Consider the following 17,489-nt stretch of genomic DNA (forward strand, 5'->3'; position numbering starts at 1 on the left):
TAGTGTATGGGCGGACAAGAAAATATGTGATGAAAAAATGCGGGCGTGTTACAATAAGTAACTGGGTGAAGATAAAATGACAAAACAAGAAAAGATAGAAAAAACAATTACTTTTGTAAAACATATTTTAGAAAAAGATGCGAGTGGGCATGATTGGTATCATATTGAGCGTGTACATAAACTGGCGATTTCTTTATCCGAGCAAGAAGGAGGAAATCGTTTTATAATTGAAATGGCAGCATTACTTCACGATGTGGCAGATGAGAAGTTAAATGAAAGTGAAGAAGCAGGAATGAAAAAAGTTTCTGATTGGTTAGAAGAGTTACATGTTGAAGAAGAGGAAAGTAAGCATGTTCTTCATATTATCGCCAATATGTCTTATAAAGGTGGTCATGGCGGTAAAGTGGAGTCAATTGAAGGGAAGATTGTTCAAGATGCAGATCGCTTAGACGCTCTTGGTGCAATTGGAATAGCTCGCACATTTGCGTATGGCGGAGCGAAAGGGAGACTAATGTATGATCCAACTATTCCTCCTCGTGAAGTGATGACGAAAGAAGAATATAGAAAAAATAATGACCCATCTTTAAATCATTTTTATGAAAAACTTTTAAAACTAAAAGACTTAATGAATACGAATGCAGCAAAACAAGAGGCTGAAGTTCGTCATCGTTATATGGAACAGTTTATTGAACAATTTATGAAAGAGTGGAATGCACAAATATGAAAATGTTAACTGTGGAAAACTTATCAAAATCATATGGAGAGAAACCGTTATTTGATGGATTATCATTTAGTATTGCAGAAGGACAACGTGCCGGAATTATTGGTGTAAATGGTACTGGTAAATCAACGTTGTTAAAAATTATTGCAGGGGCAGAAATTCCTGACACAGGTGATATGACTCATTCACGTGGGTATACAATTAGTTATTTATCACAGCAACCAGAGTTTGATGAACAATTAACAGTATTAGAACAAGTCTTCCATGGTGATACACCTTTAATTCGTCTTCTTCGTGATTATGAAAAGGCGCTATTACATATCGAAAAAGATCCAAGTAATGAAAAGGTACAGGAACAATTATTTGCAGTGCAACAACGTATGGACGCAATGAGTGCGTGGGAAGCAAATGCGAATGCAAAATCGTTATTAACGAAACTAGGAATTACGGATTTCACAGCAACTGTTGGAAATTTATCTGGTGGGCAGAAAAAACGTATTGCGATGGCGCAGTGTTTTATTGAAACACCGGATCTATTAATTTTAGATGAGCCTACGAACCATCTTGACCATGAGACAGTTGAGTGGTTAGAGGAATATTTAGCAAGGTACACAGGTGCAGTATTACTTGTAACTCATGATCGTTATTTCTTAGATCGTGTGACGAATCGTATTTTCGAATTAGACAATGGAAAACTGTATAGTTATGAAGGGAATTACAGTACGTTTTTAGAAGCGAAAGCACTTCGTGAAGAACAAGAACTTGCGCAGGAATCAAAACGTCAAAACTTATATCGCCGCGAATTAGCATGGATTCGCCGTGGTGCAAAAGCTCGTTCGACTAAGCAAAAGGCACGTATTCAACGATTTGAAGAGTTAAAAGGTCAAGAAGGGCCAGCTGCAAAACAGTCAGTTGATATTGCGCTTAGCGGTAGTCGCCTTGGGAAAAAAGTACTTGAGTTAAAAGATGTAACGAAAAAATTTGGCGATAAAACAGTATTAAACAACTTCAATCATATCGTGAAACCAGGCGATCGTATCGGAATTATTGGAGCGAATGGAAGCGGGAAATCTTCGCTATTAAATATGCTTGCAGGTAAAATATCTCCTGATAGTGGTGAAATTGAAGTTGGGCAAACAGTAAAAATCGCTTACTATACGCAAGAAAATGAAGAGATGAATTTAAATCAACGTATGATTGAATACATTAAAGAAATCGCTGAAGTCATTCATACGACAGACGGAAAAGTAATTGGTGCGTCTCAAATGTTAGAACGTTTCTTATTCCCGCCGCATTCACATGGTACACCGCTTGGCAAATTATCTGGCGGTGAAAGAAGACGTTTATATTTATTACGTATATTAATGGGAGAACCGAACGTACTATTACTCGATGAGCCTACGAATGATCTAGATACACAAACATTAACTGTATTAGAAGATTATTTAGAAGATTTCCCCGGTGTCGTTTTAACTGTATCACATGACCGTTACTTCTTAGATAAAGTAGTAGATGAATTATTCATTTTTAAGGGAGAAGGAGAAGTGCGTGAATTTCTAGGTAGTTATACGGATTATTTAGAAATGGAAAAAACGAGAGAACTTATTGAGAAAGCGGAAGTACAGAAAGAGAAAAAAGTAGTGGAAGAAGCACCGAAACAACAACGTAAGCGTAAACTTTCATATAACGAGCAGCGCGAATGGGAAACTATTGAAGATACAATTGCGGAACTTGAAGAAAAGCTAGAATCAATTGGAGAAGAGCTTGCGAATGTTGGTTCTGATTTTACGAAAGCGCAAGAATTGTCTGAAGCACAGCAGAAAACAGAAGAAGAGCTAGAAAAAACGATGGAAAGATGGAGTGAACTATCGGACATTGTTGAAGGATTAAAATAAAAACAAGCTGCATATATTGAAAAGTAAAGAGAAAAACTTTACACTATTGGTAGAACCTATTTTAGGAGGGAAAAAATGAGAACATCTAATCCAATGTTGAAAAAAGAGGCATTCCGTAAAGAAGGAGCAAGTGCTTCTGCGATGACTATTGGCGGAACAGTAGGCAAAACGTTTATTATGCTTATCTTGCTACTTGCAACGTCTGTCTATTCATACATACAGATGATAGAGGGTACGATGAAGATGCCAGTATTAATTGGCGCTTTAATCGTTGCGGCAATCATCGCATTTGCATCTATGTTCTTCCCACGTATTTCACCTTTTGGTGCACCAATCTATGCAGCAGTAGAAGGGGTTGTGTTAGGTAGTATTTCAGCGGTTTATACAATGAAATTTGGCGATTCTATCGTTTTAAATGCTGTTTTACTAACAATCTCAATTCTATTTGCAATGTTAGTGTTATATGCAACACGTGTAGTAAAAGTAACGGATAAATTCCGTACAGGCGTGATGGCAGCAACACTTGGAATTATGGTTATGTACTTAGTCGTATTTCTACTAAACATGTTTGGTGTAACGGTTCCGTACATTCACCAAGGCGGTACAATCGGTATTATTATTAGTGCAGTTGTTATCGTAGTTGCTGCACTAAACTTATTACTAGATTTCGATTTAATCGAAAATGGTGTACGTAGTCAAGCTCCGAAATATATGGAGTGGTACACTGCAATGGGACTAATGCTTACATTAGTTTGGTTATACTTAGAAATTCTTCGTTTCGTTTCTTACTTTACGAAAAATGACTAATAAAAAATCCTGCATGAAAAATGCAGGATTTTTTTATTTTCAAAGATAAATTGATGATGTGGTATAATATGGATGTTGGTAACTTTAAATTGAAGTGGATGGAATATGATGAAAGAGAAGAAAGGGATTATGAAAAAATTATTTTCTAAAAGTTTTTTCATAGAACTAGATGATGCTTTAACGTATCCATCGGGAGAAGTTATTACTTCAGCTATTGAAAGTTATGCAGCTGAATGTAATGAACAACTTAAATTTGAGAGTAAAGTAAAACCGATAACTTTTTACTTAGAAGAAGTATTGTATCGTGCGGAAATAAAGATGGCTCGTGGAGGATATTACATTTCATGCAGTGAAGTATAATTTTTGAAACCTTACATGTTTAAAATATGTAAGGTTTCTTTTTTTCTTTTATAGCATAAAAAATAATCTTTTTTACTTTAAAATATATTATTTTACGCTTTTTACCCTTCATACATTTTTATTTACAATGAAGAAAAATATGTGAGGTGGTATAACTTATGATGAATCGAGTTGTATTAATCGGTAGATTGACAAAGGAGCCAGAATTATACTACACAAAGCAAGGCGTCGCGTATGCACGAGTATGTGTTGCGGTGAATAGAGGATTTCGAAATAGTTTAGGTGAACAACAAGTAGATTTTATTAATTGTGTCGTATGGCGAAAATCGGCTGAGAATGTAACTGAATATTGTAAGAAAGGCTCACTTGTTGGGATTACAGGGCGTATTCAGACGAGTAATTACGATGATGAACAAGGCAAGAGAATATATAGAACTGAAGTTGTGATTGAGAGTATAACCTTTTTGGAGAGAAGGCGGGAGGGGGCATCGTAATAAGAGGGTCTAGTAACATAGCCCTCTATCACTTTTGATTAATACCTTCCCAAACAACATCTAATTGTTGATTGAGAATATTTTTCGCAATGATTTCATTTCCATGTAGTAGCGAATGCGACATTAGTGTATAAAAATAAGTGCTCATAACAGTAGAAGTGATAATATTTATATCCCATTGACTGTTTAATTTTCCTGCCTCTTTCGCTTCTGTAATAATTGAAGACAAACCTTCTTGTAGCTGTTGTATACTTTTTAATTCATTTTCTACTAAGTAGTTTGACTTTATAATCTCAAAGACGGCATGCTTCATTAAATCACCATGTCCAGTAAATCGATCCAGTAAATCGCCTAAAACAAGTTTGATTCTTTCTTTTGGATGTTCCACATTTTCGTAAGTTTTTAAACTTTCATTCCATAGCTCAATTTGAGAATCACCTAAAAATAATAATATGTTTTCCTTTTTCGGAAAGTAGTTGAAGAAAGTGCCCTTCGCTATCCCACATGCAGTAGTAATATCTTGAACCGTTACATTTTCGTACCCGCGTTCTTGAAAGAGCTGTACTGCTTTTAGGAATATAAGTTCCTTTAACTCTTTTTTTCTCGTTTCTCTAAGCATTTTATCTACTCCTAACAAAAACAATTATATCTGTTTAAGAGATAATCTCAAATAGAATCTTACGTCATAATTCTGTTTATAGTTTTCATTATAGTTATATGTTATAAATGAAAACTATATAGTTCATGTGTTTGCTTTTCAGAAACCCATTTTGGCATACGTTTCATTACTTCGTTTCTTACTATAGTTAAAGGTTTACTTTCTATTTGTGCCATTTTTCCAACTTTCCATGCAGTATTTGAGATTTTTTCAATTCTATCTCGTCGTTTTTGTTCGTATTCTAAAAATGCTTGACGATAATGAGCATTATTTTTAATGCATTCAGCCAGAATAATCGCATCTTCAATTGCTTGGCAAGCACCTTGGCCTAAATTCGGAGTAAGTGCATGGGCAGCATCCCCAATGAATACGATGCGTTTGTCAAAAAACTGTTTCATTGGAGTGATGTCTATAATATCACGATGAATCATATCAATGTCCGATGCGTTCTTTAAAATAGATGGGATTGGATTATGGTAAGTTTTGAAATGATTATATAAATCTGTTGTTGTGTAAGCTTTGTATTTTTGATCTCTAGCTTTCGCGTTTATGAGCGCATACCAGTATACTTCGTTGTTAGGAAGAGGGACGATACCAAATCTACCGTTTGTTCCCCAAGTTTCAATAAAATCATTTGTTAAAGAAAGATTATTAGCAGGAGTTACGCCGCGCCAACACGTATATCCTGCATAACGATAATTATCGCCTTGTGTTACTTGCTTTCGAATGACAGAATGAATACCATCAGCCGCAATGAGTATATTACCGAGTGCTTCACTACCATCTTGAAATACTATCTTTAAGGCGCTTGCTTCATTCTGTTCTATTTTTACGCATTCTTTTCCCCACTTGACAGTATCTTCTTTTAGTTCAGAAAGTAGTAATTGGTGTAAATCTTTTCTATGAATGGAGTACATTTTTGGATAGCAAGTTGGAATAATTAACTTATTGAAAGTAGTACCTTTTTCGGATACAAGGTTAAAACCGTCACTTTCGTTGCCGAATTTTTTGATTTTCTTAGAAATGCCGTATAGTTCAAGTGCTTGCATTGCGTTTGGGGCAATGATAATACCTGCACCAGCAACAGTAGGCTCATTGTTTTTATCATATACTTTTACTTCTATTCCTATTTTTTGTAAGGAAATTGCTGCGCAAAGTCCAGCAATACCGCCACCAATAATTATGACATTGTTCATTTGTTATCACTCCACCTTTGAATGACTTTGTTCATAAAATGACCGCGGTCATTTTATGAGTTAAGGTTAATCCCTTTTTATGTAATTGTCAATTATATTTTTAACTATAGTTATGGAATGATTAGGTGAAAATAGAATGAATGAAACTTTCCGGCGATGTAGAAAGGTAAATAGTAAAATTAAGCATCCGAGTAGGAGTATAGCGTGATAACATGTTACAATACAGCTAAGAACATGCAATAAAGGAGAGTTATTTACGTGAAGATTAAAGCAATTGAACCGACGCCAAGTCCAAATACAATGAAAGTTATTTTGAATGAAGTATTACCATCAGGAGCACGTAATAATTATACAAATGAAAATAAAGAACAAGCGCCAATGCAAGTGCAAGAAATTTTGAAAATTGAAGGCATTAAAGGTGTATATCATGTAGCTGACTTTTTAGCAGTGGAGCGAAATGCAAAGTATGACTGGAAAGTGTTATTACAACAAGTTCGTGCTGTTTTTGGCGAAGAAGTAGTGGAAGAAAGTGAAGAACAACAACTTGCTCATTTTGGGGAAGTGAAAGTGTTTGTTCAAATGTTCTTTACAATTCCAATGCAAGTAAAGTTAACAGATGGAACGACGGAAGAACGTGTTGGTTTACCTGACCGTTTTAAAGAATCAATTATGAAAGTGCAAATGTCTGCACCAAACGTTGTAAAAGAACGTAAATGGGTGGAACAAAGTACACGTTACGGTAATTTTGAAGAAATCGGGAAAGAAGTAGTAGAAGAGATTGTTGCTGCTTATCCGGAAGAACGTGTAAATGAAACGGTTAAAGAATTATTAAATCAGGCAGGTGCTGTTGAAGTAACGATTCAAAAGCGTGAGCCATATAAAGTAACAGAAGAGATGATGAAAGATGCTGACTGGAAAAAACGTTTTGCAGCTTTAGAACAAATGGATCCTACTGAAGAAGATATTCCAGTGTTGAAGATGGCGTTAGATGATGAAAAAGTTTCGATTCGCCGTTTAGCAACAGCATATTTAGGTATGGTAAAAGGTGATGAAGTATTACCGTTATTATATAAAGCCTTATTAGATCGCTCTGTAAGCGTTCGTCGTACAGCAGGTGATTGCTTATCAGACGTAGGTGACCCAGCAGCGATGTTCGTTATGATTAAATCTCTGAAAGATCCAAGTAAATTAGTACGATGGCGTGCAGCGATGTTCTTATTTGAACTAGGAGACGAAAGTGCGATTCCAGCATTAAAAGCAGCGCAAGATGATCCAGAGTTTGAAGTAGCAATGCAAGCACGTCTAGCGTTAGAGCGTATTGAAGGCGGAGAAGAAGCAAAAGGTTCTGTATGGAAACAAATGACGGAGTCTCGTAAAGGGGAATAATGTATGATTGTTTTCTATGATAGTTGGTGTCCGATGTGTACGGCGGTTGCAGAACGTACGAAAAAATTAGATAAAAAGGGTAAGGTGAAATTTTTTTCATTTAGAGATGAAGATGTAGTTGAGAAGTATGAACTTTCTCAAGAACTACAAAGTAAGATGGAACAAAGATTGTATATTTTAAAAAATAATAAGTGGTATGACGGCATTCATAGCATATATGTATTAGCAAAGGTCGTTCCATCTTATTGGTTTGCCGTACCTTTTATAAAGCTATCTATCGTACTTGGTTTTGGAAGTAAAGTATACGATTATATCGCTAACAATAGAAAACTTGTCCCAGTTGGACATTGCCGCGAAGGGATTTGTGAAATCCCTACAAAAAAATGAAATCATCGTTATCTTTCTTTTGCACCTATTAATAGAGCGTGATATGATGAATTTGGAATGAAAGTTGAAGGAGAGATTACAAGATGTCAAATGCTTATGAAGAATACATGCGCCAAATGGTAATCCCAATGCGCCAAGAGTTAGTGCGTTCTGGGTTTGAAGAGTTAACTACAGAAGAAGCTGTAACAGAATTTATGGAAAACGTAACAGGTACAACTTTAGTAGTTGTAAACTCTGTTTGTGGTTGTGCAGCTGGTTTAGCACGTCCATCAGCAGGTCAAGCGGTTGTTCGTGCTGAAAAACAACCTGATCATCTTGTAACTGTATTCGCAGGTCAAGATAAAGATGCTACTGCAAAAATGCGTGAATACTTCGGAGAAATTCCTCCGTCTTCACCATCTATGGCATTGTTAAAAGGAAAAGAAGTTGTTCACTTCATTCACCGTCATGAAATTGAAGGTGCAACTATGGACGAAATTATTACGAATTTAGAACAAGCTTTCGAAAAGAATTGCTAAAGAAGGGGGAGAGTAAATCTCCCTCTTTTCTTTATATAGAGGTGAAAAAATGATAGTAACAACAGCAGGAAGAACGAACAAAGAAATGACAGCTTATGCAAACAGGGTAGCAGCAGAATTAAATGCTTCTTTCGTTAAACGTAATGACATACCAGTACATAAGCTGCATGAACAGTATGAACAAGATGTACTTGTCGTAGGGAAGAACCGATTAGCTATTTATCCAAAAGGTACGGAAGAATCGTTTTTCTTTCATCCGAACTCAGCGATGTTTCGTGTGAAAAGGTTAATGCGCGGAGAACATGATCCGTTTGTACAAGCCACGCAATTAGAGAGAGGAATGACAGTGTTAGATTGTACGCTCGGGATGGCATCAGATAGTATTGTAGCTAGTTATATTGTTGGTGAAAGCGGAAAAGTAACAGGACTTGAAGGCAATGAGTATATGACTTATATTATGGAAAATGGTTTGAAAACATGGTCTTCATCTGTTTCTGAAATTGATGAAGCAATGCAACGAATTGATGTAAAGCAAACGGAGCACTTCGCATTTTTAAAACAATGTGAAGATAATAGCTATGACATCGTTTATCTCGATCCGATGTTTGAAGAAACTGTCATAGAATCTGACGGAATTAAAGGATTAAAACATTTCGCTTTGTATCATGATATTACTGATGAAACAATTGCGGAGGCGAAGCGAGTGGCGAGAAAGCGTGTCGTATTAAAAGATCATTTCCGTAGTTCTAGATTTGAAAAACACAATTTTCACGTATACAAAAGAAAAAGTGCTAAGTTTCACTTTGGTGTAATTGACCCTTGCTAATTGTTTGAAAAGATGTATAATAAGCAATAATTAAATATACTGTCTGTGATGAAGAGAGTAGTCTTTTTTAGAAGGAAAGCGAGCTAGGGATGGTGTGAGCCTAGTGCGGAAGAAAAAGATGAAGCGCACTTCGGAGATGCTTCTTGAACGAATAGTAGAGTAAGCCGAGGCCCCCTGTCCTCGTTATAAACGGGAAAGTGGTTCGTAATGAACAACAAGGGTGGTACCACGGGTTCAAACTCGTCTCTTTTTTAGAGACGAGTTTTTTGTATTTTAAAAATGAAGGAGGTTGTAGCATGGATTATAAAAAGCAGTTTGCAGAAAGTTTATCTAATATTTTTACGAATGAATTAACGCAACAGCAAATTTTAGATTTAATTGAAACACCGAAACAAGATGAATTCGGAGATGCAGCGTTCCCATGCTTTTCATTAGCGAAGCAATATAAAAAAGCACCGGCTATTATTGCAAAGGAAGTTGCACAGAAATTAAGTGATCCGTTTTTTGCGAAAGTAGAGGCTGTTGGTCCTTACGTAAATGTCTTTTTTAATCGTGAAACGGTAAGTGATACAGTATTAAAAACGATTTTAGCGGAGAAAGAAGAGTACGGTCACAATCATTTTGGATATGAAAAAACGGTCGTTATCGATTATTCCTCTCCTAATATCGCAAAGCCATTTTCAATGGGGCATTTACGCTCTACAATGATAGGAAATTCATTGAAACATATCGCTGAAAAATGTGGCTATGAAGTTGTAGGAATTAATTATATTGGAGACTGGGGAACACAGTTTGGAAAGTTAATTACAGCTTATAAAAAATGGGGAAATGAAGCAGTAGTGAAAGAGGATCCAATACGTGAATTATTTAAGTTATATGTTCAATTTCATGAAGAGGTAAAAGACGACGAAGAATTAGAAGAAGAAGGACGCGCTTGGTTTAAGAAATTAGAAGAAGGTGATGAAGAAGCTGTTGAGCTTTGGAATTGGTTCCGCCACGAATCCTTAAAAGAATTTTCTCGTATTTATGAACTTCTCGGTGTGGAATTTACTAATTTTCAAGGAGAAGCTTTTTATAATAATTTAATGGAAGACTTTATTGGGATTTTAGAGGAACATGATTTACTTGAAGAGTCAGAAGGCGCATTAGTCGTTAATTTAGAAGAAGAGGGAATGCCACCTTGCTTAATTAGAAAATCAGATGGTGCGACGATTTATGCAACGCGTGACTTAACAGCAGCACTATATCGTCAAAACACATTTGGTTTTGATAAAGCGTTATACGTAGTTGGCCCGGAACAAAGTTTACACTTCAATCAATTTTTCACTGTATTAAAAAAGTTGGGCTACACTTGGGTTGACGGCATGGAACATGTACCGTTTGGGTTCATTTTAAAAGATGGTAAGAAAATGTCGACACGTAAAGGAAGAGTTATTTTACTAGAAGAAGTACTTGAGGAAGCAATCGAACTTGCAAAACAAAATATTGAAGAGAAAAATCCGAATTTAAAACAGAAAGAAGAAGTAGCAAAGCAAGTCGGTGTAGGCGCAGTTATCTTCCACGATTTAAAAAATGAGCGTATGCATAATATTGAATTCTCATTAGAAAATATGCTGAAATTTGAAGGGGAAACAGGCCCATATGTACAATACACACATGCACGTGCTTGCTCTATTTTAAGAAAAGAAAGCGTAGAATTTGAAACGTGTACGTTTACCTTAAAAGACGATTATAGTTGGAATATCGTAAAATTACTAAACAAATTCCCAGAAGTAATTGAAGGAGCATGTAACAAAAATGAGCCATCGGTTATTTCGAAATACGTATTAGATGTGGCACAATCGTTTAATAAATATTATGGAAATGTGCGTATATTAGAAGAGAGTGAAGAGAAAGACAGTAGACTGGCATTAGTGTATGCTGTGACGGTTGTATTAAAAGAGGGATTACGTTTACTTGGGGTGGAGGCACCTGAGGAGATGTAACATAGTAATAAACTGACAAACTGGGTTTAGTATATAAACCTGGTTTGTTTTTTATTTGGATATATAATTAATTTTCAAAATCAATTAAAATCTTTTTAGAGAGGAGGATTTATATTGATTCGAAATATGATTTTACAAATTCCTTGTCATAGAAGATCAGATAGAAGTTTTCTTAAACTACAAAAATACATACCTTTATGTGCGCGTTGTACAGGCATGCTTATCGGTATATTAATGTTTCCAATTTATTTTTATATAACACTTTCATTTCTTTTTGCAATTATACTATCATTCTCTGCTCAAATTCCGTTACTTATTGATGGATTTACCCAAAAGTGGAAATGGAGAAGTAGCACAAATTTACTAAGAGTAACTACTGGTGTATTAAGCGGTAATGGTATGGGGTTATTTATTTCATCAAGTGTTATTTGGATATTATCTTAAGGTATATAGTAACGGAGGTATTTACATAGATGTTCTGGATTTACTTAATTCTAATTTTTATTTCAGGTGGAAGTGGAATTGGTTTTATGATTCAAAATAAGTATACAGAAGCAATAATAGCTTTTACTATTTGTATACTATTGTTTGGGCTACTGTATTATTATCTTAAGAGAAACAAAAGAAAGAGAAAAGCAGATTGTGGCGATTTAGATTGTACGGATTGTTTTGATTGTGATTGTACTTGTTAAATTTTTCTTCCAAATAAAAAGCTAGTGTATTTTTAATAACACACTAGCTTTTTGCTTTGAAATTTTAAGAAAAGTGTAGGAATACGACTATTATATAGAGAACTTTAGTTTTGTATATAAAAGGAGGCGTTAGACGTTGGAAACGTATGATTGGAACAGTAAACTAACTTATTTAAAAAATACAAGAGATTTATATTACAACGACGATTATGTAAGCTTTTTAGTAAATACAGTTTGGAAGATTAAAAAGCCCGTACATATCGTTGATTTCGGTTGTGGATATGGTTATTTAGGCTTAGTATTAATGCCATTACTTCCAAAAGGTTCAAAGTATACAGGCATTGATAGCGGGGGAACATTACTTGCTGAAGCGAGAGAATTGTTTCGTTTACTTCCGTATGAGTCACAATTTCTTGAAGGAGATGCTACAGAAATTGAACTGAACGATAAATACGATATAGCAATCTGTCATGCTTTCTTATTACATATGACTACTCCAGAAACAATGCTACAAAAAATGATACATTCAGTTAAAAAGGGCGGAAAAATAATCTGTTTTGAACCACATTGGATATCAAATATGTCTTCATATTTTTTAGATGGGGAGAATCAATCGGAATTTATTAGGTTAGGCACTTTGCAGAAGTTATTTGAAAGTGACACACAGAGAAGCGGAAAAGATGGAAATATTGGTATGAAAATACCGATATATTTAAGTGAATTAGGCGTGGAAAATATTGAATGTAGAGTAAGTGATAAAGTGAACTTTTTAGATTCTAATATGCACCATCATGGTAAAGCGAAGTTGTATCATTCATTAAAGGAAGAGGGGATTGCGGGGAATCCAGGTGATAAACAGCAATTTATAGGACATTTAATAGACAGAGGATTAACATATGATGATGCGCTAGCTCAATATGAAGCTGAACTACGATTTTTTAAAGCATTTCATATACATTCTTCATTAGTGTACGCTCCGAATATGAAAATTACATTTGGTGAAATAGTATGTTAATAGGTAGTAATACGATGAAACATGTCGCTGAATGTCGATAAGTCGATATTCGACATATAATCGCTGATATATTTGAATTATCGCCGATATAATTTCATGTAATGATTACAGCTATATAAAAATAAGATCCGCATGTTACGTTATTCCATTTAATCAAACAAAATACAGAGAAAAACAATCATTTTGACTATATTTTGTTATAAATTTGAATAATATTAAATAATACTATCCATTATAGGAGATTTTAGTTGAATACATACAATATGATGTGTAAAATCTAAGCAAGTAGCAGTATAAATAAATATTCGAGGTGAATACATGCTAGATTTTAAGCAGTTAGATGCTTGTTTGAAAGACAAGAGATTTATAGATGGATTACAGGAAATAAATAATGAAATTTCATATATAAAAGAAAAGAATACTTTATCTTATGTAAAGAATTGGCTTGCTAATATTCCTTCACATAAGGAGTTTGATATATTAATACGTCTTACTGATGAAGGGCTTATGCACCAATACAGTTCATTCCTCATTCGCTATGCCTATAAAAAATTCCCAAATATGAGAACGCTCTCTTTATATTGTGATGAGTTAATTGATGAGCGGAAAATTCTTGAAGCAGAACAGTTGTTAAAAGACTCATTAGAAGAGGTAAATAAAGAAGAAATTGAAGTTGATCTTTTAGCGAAAACATATTTTACTTTAGTACGATGTTTGTTGGAAATGAAACGAAATGAAGAAGCTCTTTATTATATGAAAAAGGCAGAGGAGTACAGTGAACGTGCCGTGTTTGATAAATGGGGATACGTCTATATGCATACAGGTGAATGGGAGAAAGCAGAAGAACAATTTATAGCTGGTATGCAGCATAAAGATTGTGAAGAGTTATCTACCTATTTATTATCACAGTTATATGCGAATAAAGGAGAACAAAAACGTGCATTGCAGCTAATTGATGATGCAATTGTAAAGTTCCCACAAGTACCATATTTTCATTTTGAAAAGATAAAATATGTGTTAGATTTAGGGAAGTACGAAGATATGTTATCAGTAATAGATAACATAAATAAACAGCTTCCTTATCATGCGTATAAAGCTTATTTCGTACATTTACGAGCAGAAGCATTGTACAAAATGAATAAACTTGTAGATTTACAACAGTTATTAAAAGAAAAAAAAAGTTTAAAAGGGTCTTTATATCATAATTTAGAAAAAAATCCAGATGGAAAAAAGGTTCACCTGCCGATCGTTCCCATCGTACAAAAGGATAATTATTGTGTGCCGACAAGTTTAGAAATGATGTTGCAATTATGGGGAGAAAAACGTACACAAGATGAAATAGCAGAGTTTATTTTTGATATGACAGGATCGAAGTTTTCAGATACTGTTTCTTATTTAGAAGAATTAGGTTATGAATATCGTTATTTTAAAGGGAATGAAGAGAATTATAAGAGATTGATTGATGAAGGAATTCCTGTTTTATTAAGTATAGATATTGAGCATGCTTCACATGTACAAGTACTAGCTGGATATGATGATACATTGCAGGCCTTTTATGTTCAAGATCCGAACTTTATAGAGCCAGTTATTGTGGAATATAGTAAGTTACAAGATAAATATCGTTATACAGGTTGTTTAGCGATTACATTTGTTCCGAAAGAAAAGAAGGAACAGCTATCATTTTTAAATGAAGAAGAAAATACTTATTTCAAATCAATTTTTTCTTTAACGGATCATTTAGATGAACAAGATAAAGAGGGGATTCATAAGTTAGTACAGTTTTTAAAAGAGACAAGTGATAATCCGAATACGTGGTTATATACGGTTAAGCATTTAGATGTTGAAGTAGATAAAGAATTTATTTTATATTGTATAGAAAAGTTAATGGAGAAATTTTCTAACTCAGATTTTGTTAAATTACATGGTGCGCAGTGCTTTATTCGTCTTGAAGAATTAGAAAAAGCTGGACAAATGCTTGCGAGTGTTGAGAAGAAAAATAATCGTGCTTTATATCATTTCATAAACGGAAGATATGCTTTTGAACAGGAGAGTTATATAGAAGCGATTTCAAGTTTTCGTTCCTCATTACAATTAGACGCAGATCAGCCGATTGCTTGGAGTTTCCTTGCGTTATCATACATGTATATCGATCAATCTGAAAAGGCGTTGCAGTTTTCTCAAGTTGCTTTAGAACGTAGTCCAGAAAGATTCACTTTAACGAATCACGGATTAATATTAATAGATTTAGAAAGATATGAAGAAGCGTATGAAATTTTTAATGACCTATTAAGAGAGAATAAAAATGAGGCACATGTATGGTATGAGCGCGCGAGATGTGCGCATCATTTAGGGAAAATACATTTAGCGATAAAAGGGCTTAAAGTAGCGATTCATTTGGATAGTAATGCACCTTACATTTATACGAAACTTTCGGAAATATACGAATCTGATTTGAAGGATGAGGAAAGTACGAAAGAAATTTTATTAAAAGGTATTGAGAATTGTGATGATAAGGCACCTCTATATGTAAAACTGGGTGACTATCATTTTCAAAATGATAGCCTGGAAGAAGCAGAATCGTTGTATACTCGTGCTTTAGAAGAAAATCATGATGATGTTTATTCTCACTTCGGACTTACGCAAGTTTATATGGCAAGAGAACAATATAAGGAAGCAAAAGAATATATTCTCGGTATTGAAAAACAAATTGAAAAGAGCCAAGATTTTCTTATGAATGCGGGAATGGTTTTATGGGATGCTGAAGTTGAACTTGGTGGAAGTGAAGAAGGGTTTAAAGTAGCATTGTCTAAGTTAGAGAGTGGTATAAAGCAGAGCGAATATAATGTAGCAAGCGCGTTAGATGAATATGTGAATCGAATTAAAGGAACGGTATTTGTGCAGCGAGGTATAGCATTCTTAAGAACGTTACAAAAAGAAAGAAATGAAGTAAGTGAATATGGTTGTTATACAGGTATTTTATATGAATCTATCGGACAGTATGGCCAAGCGATGAAAAGATATAAAAGGGCGATAGAACAAAAGGAAACGGCATTACCGTATTACCGAATTGGTGAAACACTTATGGCATTAGGACAATTGACGGAAGCAAAACAGGCATATGAAACATGTTTAGAGCTTGATGGGAATTTCGTCGGTGTACATTTACAGCTTGCGGAAATATATGAAAAAGAAGAAAATCGTTCTAAAGAACAAAGTCATATGGTTCAGGCAATGAAAGAAGAGCCGCTGCATATTAATATGGAATATTTGGCGCAGCTTTCAGTAGAAATGAATCTTCAGAAAGAGTTGCTGACTGAACTAGAACAATTAGTGGACGAAGTGCCTGAAATATGGCGATTAGATGCGATTGCATATGTGTATGGAGCGATGGATGAAATAGATAAAGAACAAGCACAGATTGAAGAGGCACTACGATTAGATAGTGAGCATACAGAAGTTTTATATCATTATGCAAAAGTATTAGTGAAAAATAGAAATGCAAAAGCAATTGAAATTGCAATGAAGGTTATACAAAAAGATGTAAATAATGAACGTATATTTGATGTATATGTAAAAGCGATAGAACAACATAAGAAATGGTCTAACATACGAGATTTTCTTCACATATTAAAAGTCAAAAAGGCAGAAAGAAGTATGGCGTTTATGTACGCTGCATCTGCAGTTACAGAAAGATGGATTGAACGTCAACAAAATGAACAGCCGAAGAAATCCATATTTACGAGAGCTCTTTATCGTATGAAAAACCGTGCGAAAGAAATTTCGATTATTACTACAATCATTGATTTATATGAAATTTCGTTACAGTTAAATCCGAAAAATAGTATGGCAGCGCAGCGATTTGCGCTATTTTATGAGAATGTAGAGATGAATAGAGAAGCAATAGAGATTCTGCACACGTCACTAGAAAATAAATGGGATTATGAAGTAGCGAAGCAACTTGTAAATCTTTTCGTTGAGTGCGAGGAAGAAGGTATGTTAAGAGATGCTATGGAATTAACGAAGCAAATGGTTCGAGAGTTACCAGATGATTACGATACTCTTCTTCTTCAGGCACAAGTATTCTTTAAAGCAGGAGAAGAAAGAAAAGCAGAAAAGATTACTTTACAATTAACGGAGCAAACACCATTTGTAAGTAGAGCATTTCTTGCTTTAGGAGAAATATATCAAAGTCAAGAGAGGTTTGAAGAGGCAATTCACGTATTAGAAAATGCTTCTATCCATCATCCGAATGAAACAGCAATTCTTCTTTCTTTAGCATCTTCATATCATGGTGCTGGCCAAACGATAAAGGCAGAAAAAATAACAAATGAAGTAGTAACAATGGATGCGAGTGATTTGTTAGCAAGATATGATCGTGCTTGTTATTTAGCACAGTTAAACAGGAATGAAGAGGCGAAGGAAGAGCTTGAAATTGTACTTCGTGAGGATGAGTCGGGATTTTTCGCTGAACTTATCGAGGATGATGAAAATTTAGCAGCACTGCGAGAATTTGAAAAGTAATTGTATAAGAATAGTGAAAAAAGGGCAT

16 protein-coding genes and 1 other annotated feature are annotated in these 17,489 nt (G+C 34.7%); of the genes, 14 read left to right on the forward strand and 2 right to left on the reverse strand.

Annotated features, from left to right (window positions below):
* The first annotated feature begins 76 nt into the window (after nucleotides 1-76).
* The 5 genes from NST14_RS11000 (at nucleotide 77) to NST14_RS11020 (ending at nucleotide 4,277) form a co-directional block, all read left to right on the forward strand.
* Nucleotides 77-724: an HD domain-containing protein gene (locus NST14_RS11000; protein ID WP_000165943.1), complete on the forward strand. Its 648-nt coding sequence runs from the start codon at nucleotides 77-79 to the stop codon at nucleotides 722-724.
* Nucleotides 721-2,616 carry an ABC-F family ATP-binding cassette domain-containing protein gene (locus NST14_RS11005; protein ID WP_000783206.1) on the forward strand — a complete coding sequence of 632 codons (1,896 nt, stop codon included), beginning with the start codon at nucleotides 721-723 and terminating at the stop codon, nucleotides 2,614-2,616. The genes NST14_RS11000 and NST14_RS11005 overlap by 4 nt, the downstream gene beginning before the upstream one ends.
* Before the next feature lie 75 nt (nucleotides 2,617-2,691).
* Entirely contained in the window at nucleotides 2,692-3,423 is a 732-nt protein-coding gene (locus NST14_RS11010) for a Bax inhibitor-1/YccA family protein (RefSeq protein ID WP_001260642.1), read from the forward strand.
* Nucleotides 3,424-3,528: 105 nt separating this feature from the next.
* Nucleotides 3,529-3,783 carry a DUF4318 domain-containing protein gene (locus NST14_RS11015; protein WP_000975123.1) on the forward strand — a complete coding sequence of 85 codons (255 nt, stop codon included), beginning with the start codon at nucleotides 3,529-3,531 and terminating at the stop codon, nucleotides 3,781-3,783.
* Nucleotides 3,784-3,941: 158 nt separating this feature from the next.
* Complete coding sequence (locus NST14_RS11020; RefSeq protein ID WP_000982030.1) at nucleotides 3,942-4,277, forward strand: single-stranded DNA-binding protein; 336 nt, start codon at nucleotides 3,942-3,944, stop codon at nucleotides 4,275-4,277.
* 28 nt (nucleotides 4,278-4,305) lie between these two features.
* Here the strand turns inward: NST14_RS11020 and NST14_RS11025 are convergent, their stop codons facing one another.
* On the reverse strand, nucleotides 4,306-4,896 hold the full coding sequence (locus NST14_RS11025; RefSeq protein ID WP_000943173.1) for a TetR/AcrR family transcriptional regulator: 591 nt from the start codon (nucleotides 4,894-4,896) through the stop codon (nucleotides 4,306-4,308).
* A 101-nt stretch (nucleotides 4,897-4,997) separates the two neighbouring features.
* Entirely contained in the window at nucleotides 4,998-6,131 is a 1,134-nt protein-coding gene (locus tag NST14_RS11030; protein ID WP_001066845.1) for an FAD-dependent monooxygenase, read from the reverse strand.
* Between the two features lie 258 nt (nucleotides 6,132-6,389).
* Between NST14_RS11030 and NST14_RS11035 the strand changes: the two genes are divergently transcribed.
* The 9 genes from NST14_RS11035 (at nucleotide 6,390) to NST14_RS11075 (ending at nucleotide 17,461) form a co-directional block, all read left to right on the forward strand.
* Nucleotides 6,390-7,517 carry a conserved virulence factor C family protein gene (locus NST14_RS11035; RefSeq protein WP_000692572.1) on the forward strand — a complete coding sequence of 376 codons (1,128 nt, stop codon included), beginning with the start codon at nucleotides 6,390-6,392 and terminating at the stop codon, nucleotides 7,515-7,517.
* A 3-nt stretch (nucleotides 7,518-7,520) separates the two neighbouring features.
* Complete coding sequence (locus NST14_RS11040; protein WP_000634897.1) at nucleotides 7,521-7,904, forward strand: thiol-disulfide oxidoreductase DCC family protein; 384 nt, start codon at nucleotides 7,521-7,523, stop codon at nucleotides 7,902-7,904.
* Between the two features lie 83 nt (nucleotides 7,905-7,987).
* On the forward strand, nucleotides 7,988-8,422 hold the full coding sequence (locus NST14_RS11045) for a BrxA/BrxB family bacilliredoxin (protein ID WP_000063713.1): 435 nt from the start codon (nucleotides 7,988-7,990) through the stop codon (nucleotides 8,420-8,422).
* Between the two features lie 49 nt (nucleotides 8,423-8,471).
* Nucleotides 8,472-9,248, forward strand: coding sequence for a class I SAM-dependent methyltransferase (locus tag NST14_RS11050; protein ID WP_073540569.1), 777 nt, complete (start codon nucleotides 8,472-8,474; stop codon nucleotides 9,246-9,248).
* A gap of 36 nt (nucleotides 9,249-9,284) precedes the next feature.
* Nucleotides 9,285-9,499 (forward strand) — a binding site (T-box leader).
* 45 nt (nucleotides 9,500-9,544) lie between these two features.
* Complete coding sequence (gene argS, locus NST14_RS11055; protein ID WP_000384855.1) at nucleotides 9,545-11,233, forward strand: arginine--tRNA ligase; 1,689 nt, start codon at nucleotides 9,545-9,547, stop codon at nucleotides 11,231-11,233.
* Nucleotides 11,234-11,347: 114 nt separating this feature from the next.
* Nucleotides 11,348-11,677: a DUF2085 domain-containing protein gene (locus NST14_RS11060; RefSeq protein ID WP_000620803.1), complete on the forward strand. Its 330-nt coding sequence runs from the start codon at nucleotides 11,348-11,350 to the stop codon at nucleotides 11,675-11,677.
* A 29-nt stretch (nucleotides 11,678-11,706) separates the two neighbouring features.
* Complete coding sequence (locus tag NST14_RS11065; protein ID WP_000498599.1) at nucleotides 11,707-11,925, forward strand: hypothetical protein; 219 nt, start codon at nucleotides 11,707-11,709, stop codon at nucleotides 11,923-11,925.
* 136 nt (nucleotides 11,926-12,061) lie between these two features.
* Entirely contained in the window at nucleotides 12,062-12,940 is an 879-nt protein-coding gene (locus tag NST14_RS11070; RefSeq protein ID WP_000451285.1) for a class I SAM-dependent methyltransferase, read from the forward strand.
* A gap of 318 nt (nucleotides 12,941-13,258) precedes the next feature.
* The gene (locus NST14_RS11075; RefSeq protein WP_229142712.1) at nucleotides 13,259-17,461 is read left to right on the forward strand and encodes a bacteriocin-processing peptidase family protein; all 4,203 of its coding nucleotides are present in this window, start codon (nucleotides 13,259-13,261) and stop codon (nucleotides 17,459-17,461) included.
* The last annotated feature ends 28 nt before the right edge of the window (nucleotides 17,462-17,489 follow it).

The sequence above is a fragment of the Bacillus sp. FSL W8-0519 genome (assembly GCF_038005585.1).
GTDB classification, from domain to species: Bacteria; Bacillota; Bacilli; order Bacillales; family Bacillaceae_G; genus Bacillus_A; species Bacillus_A paranthracis.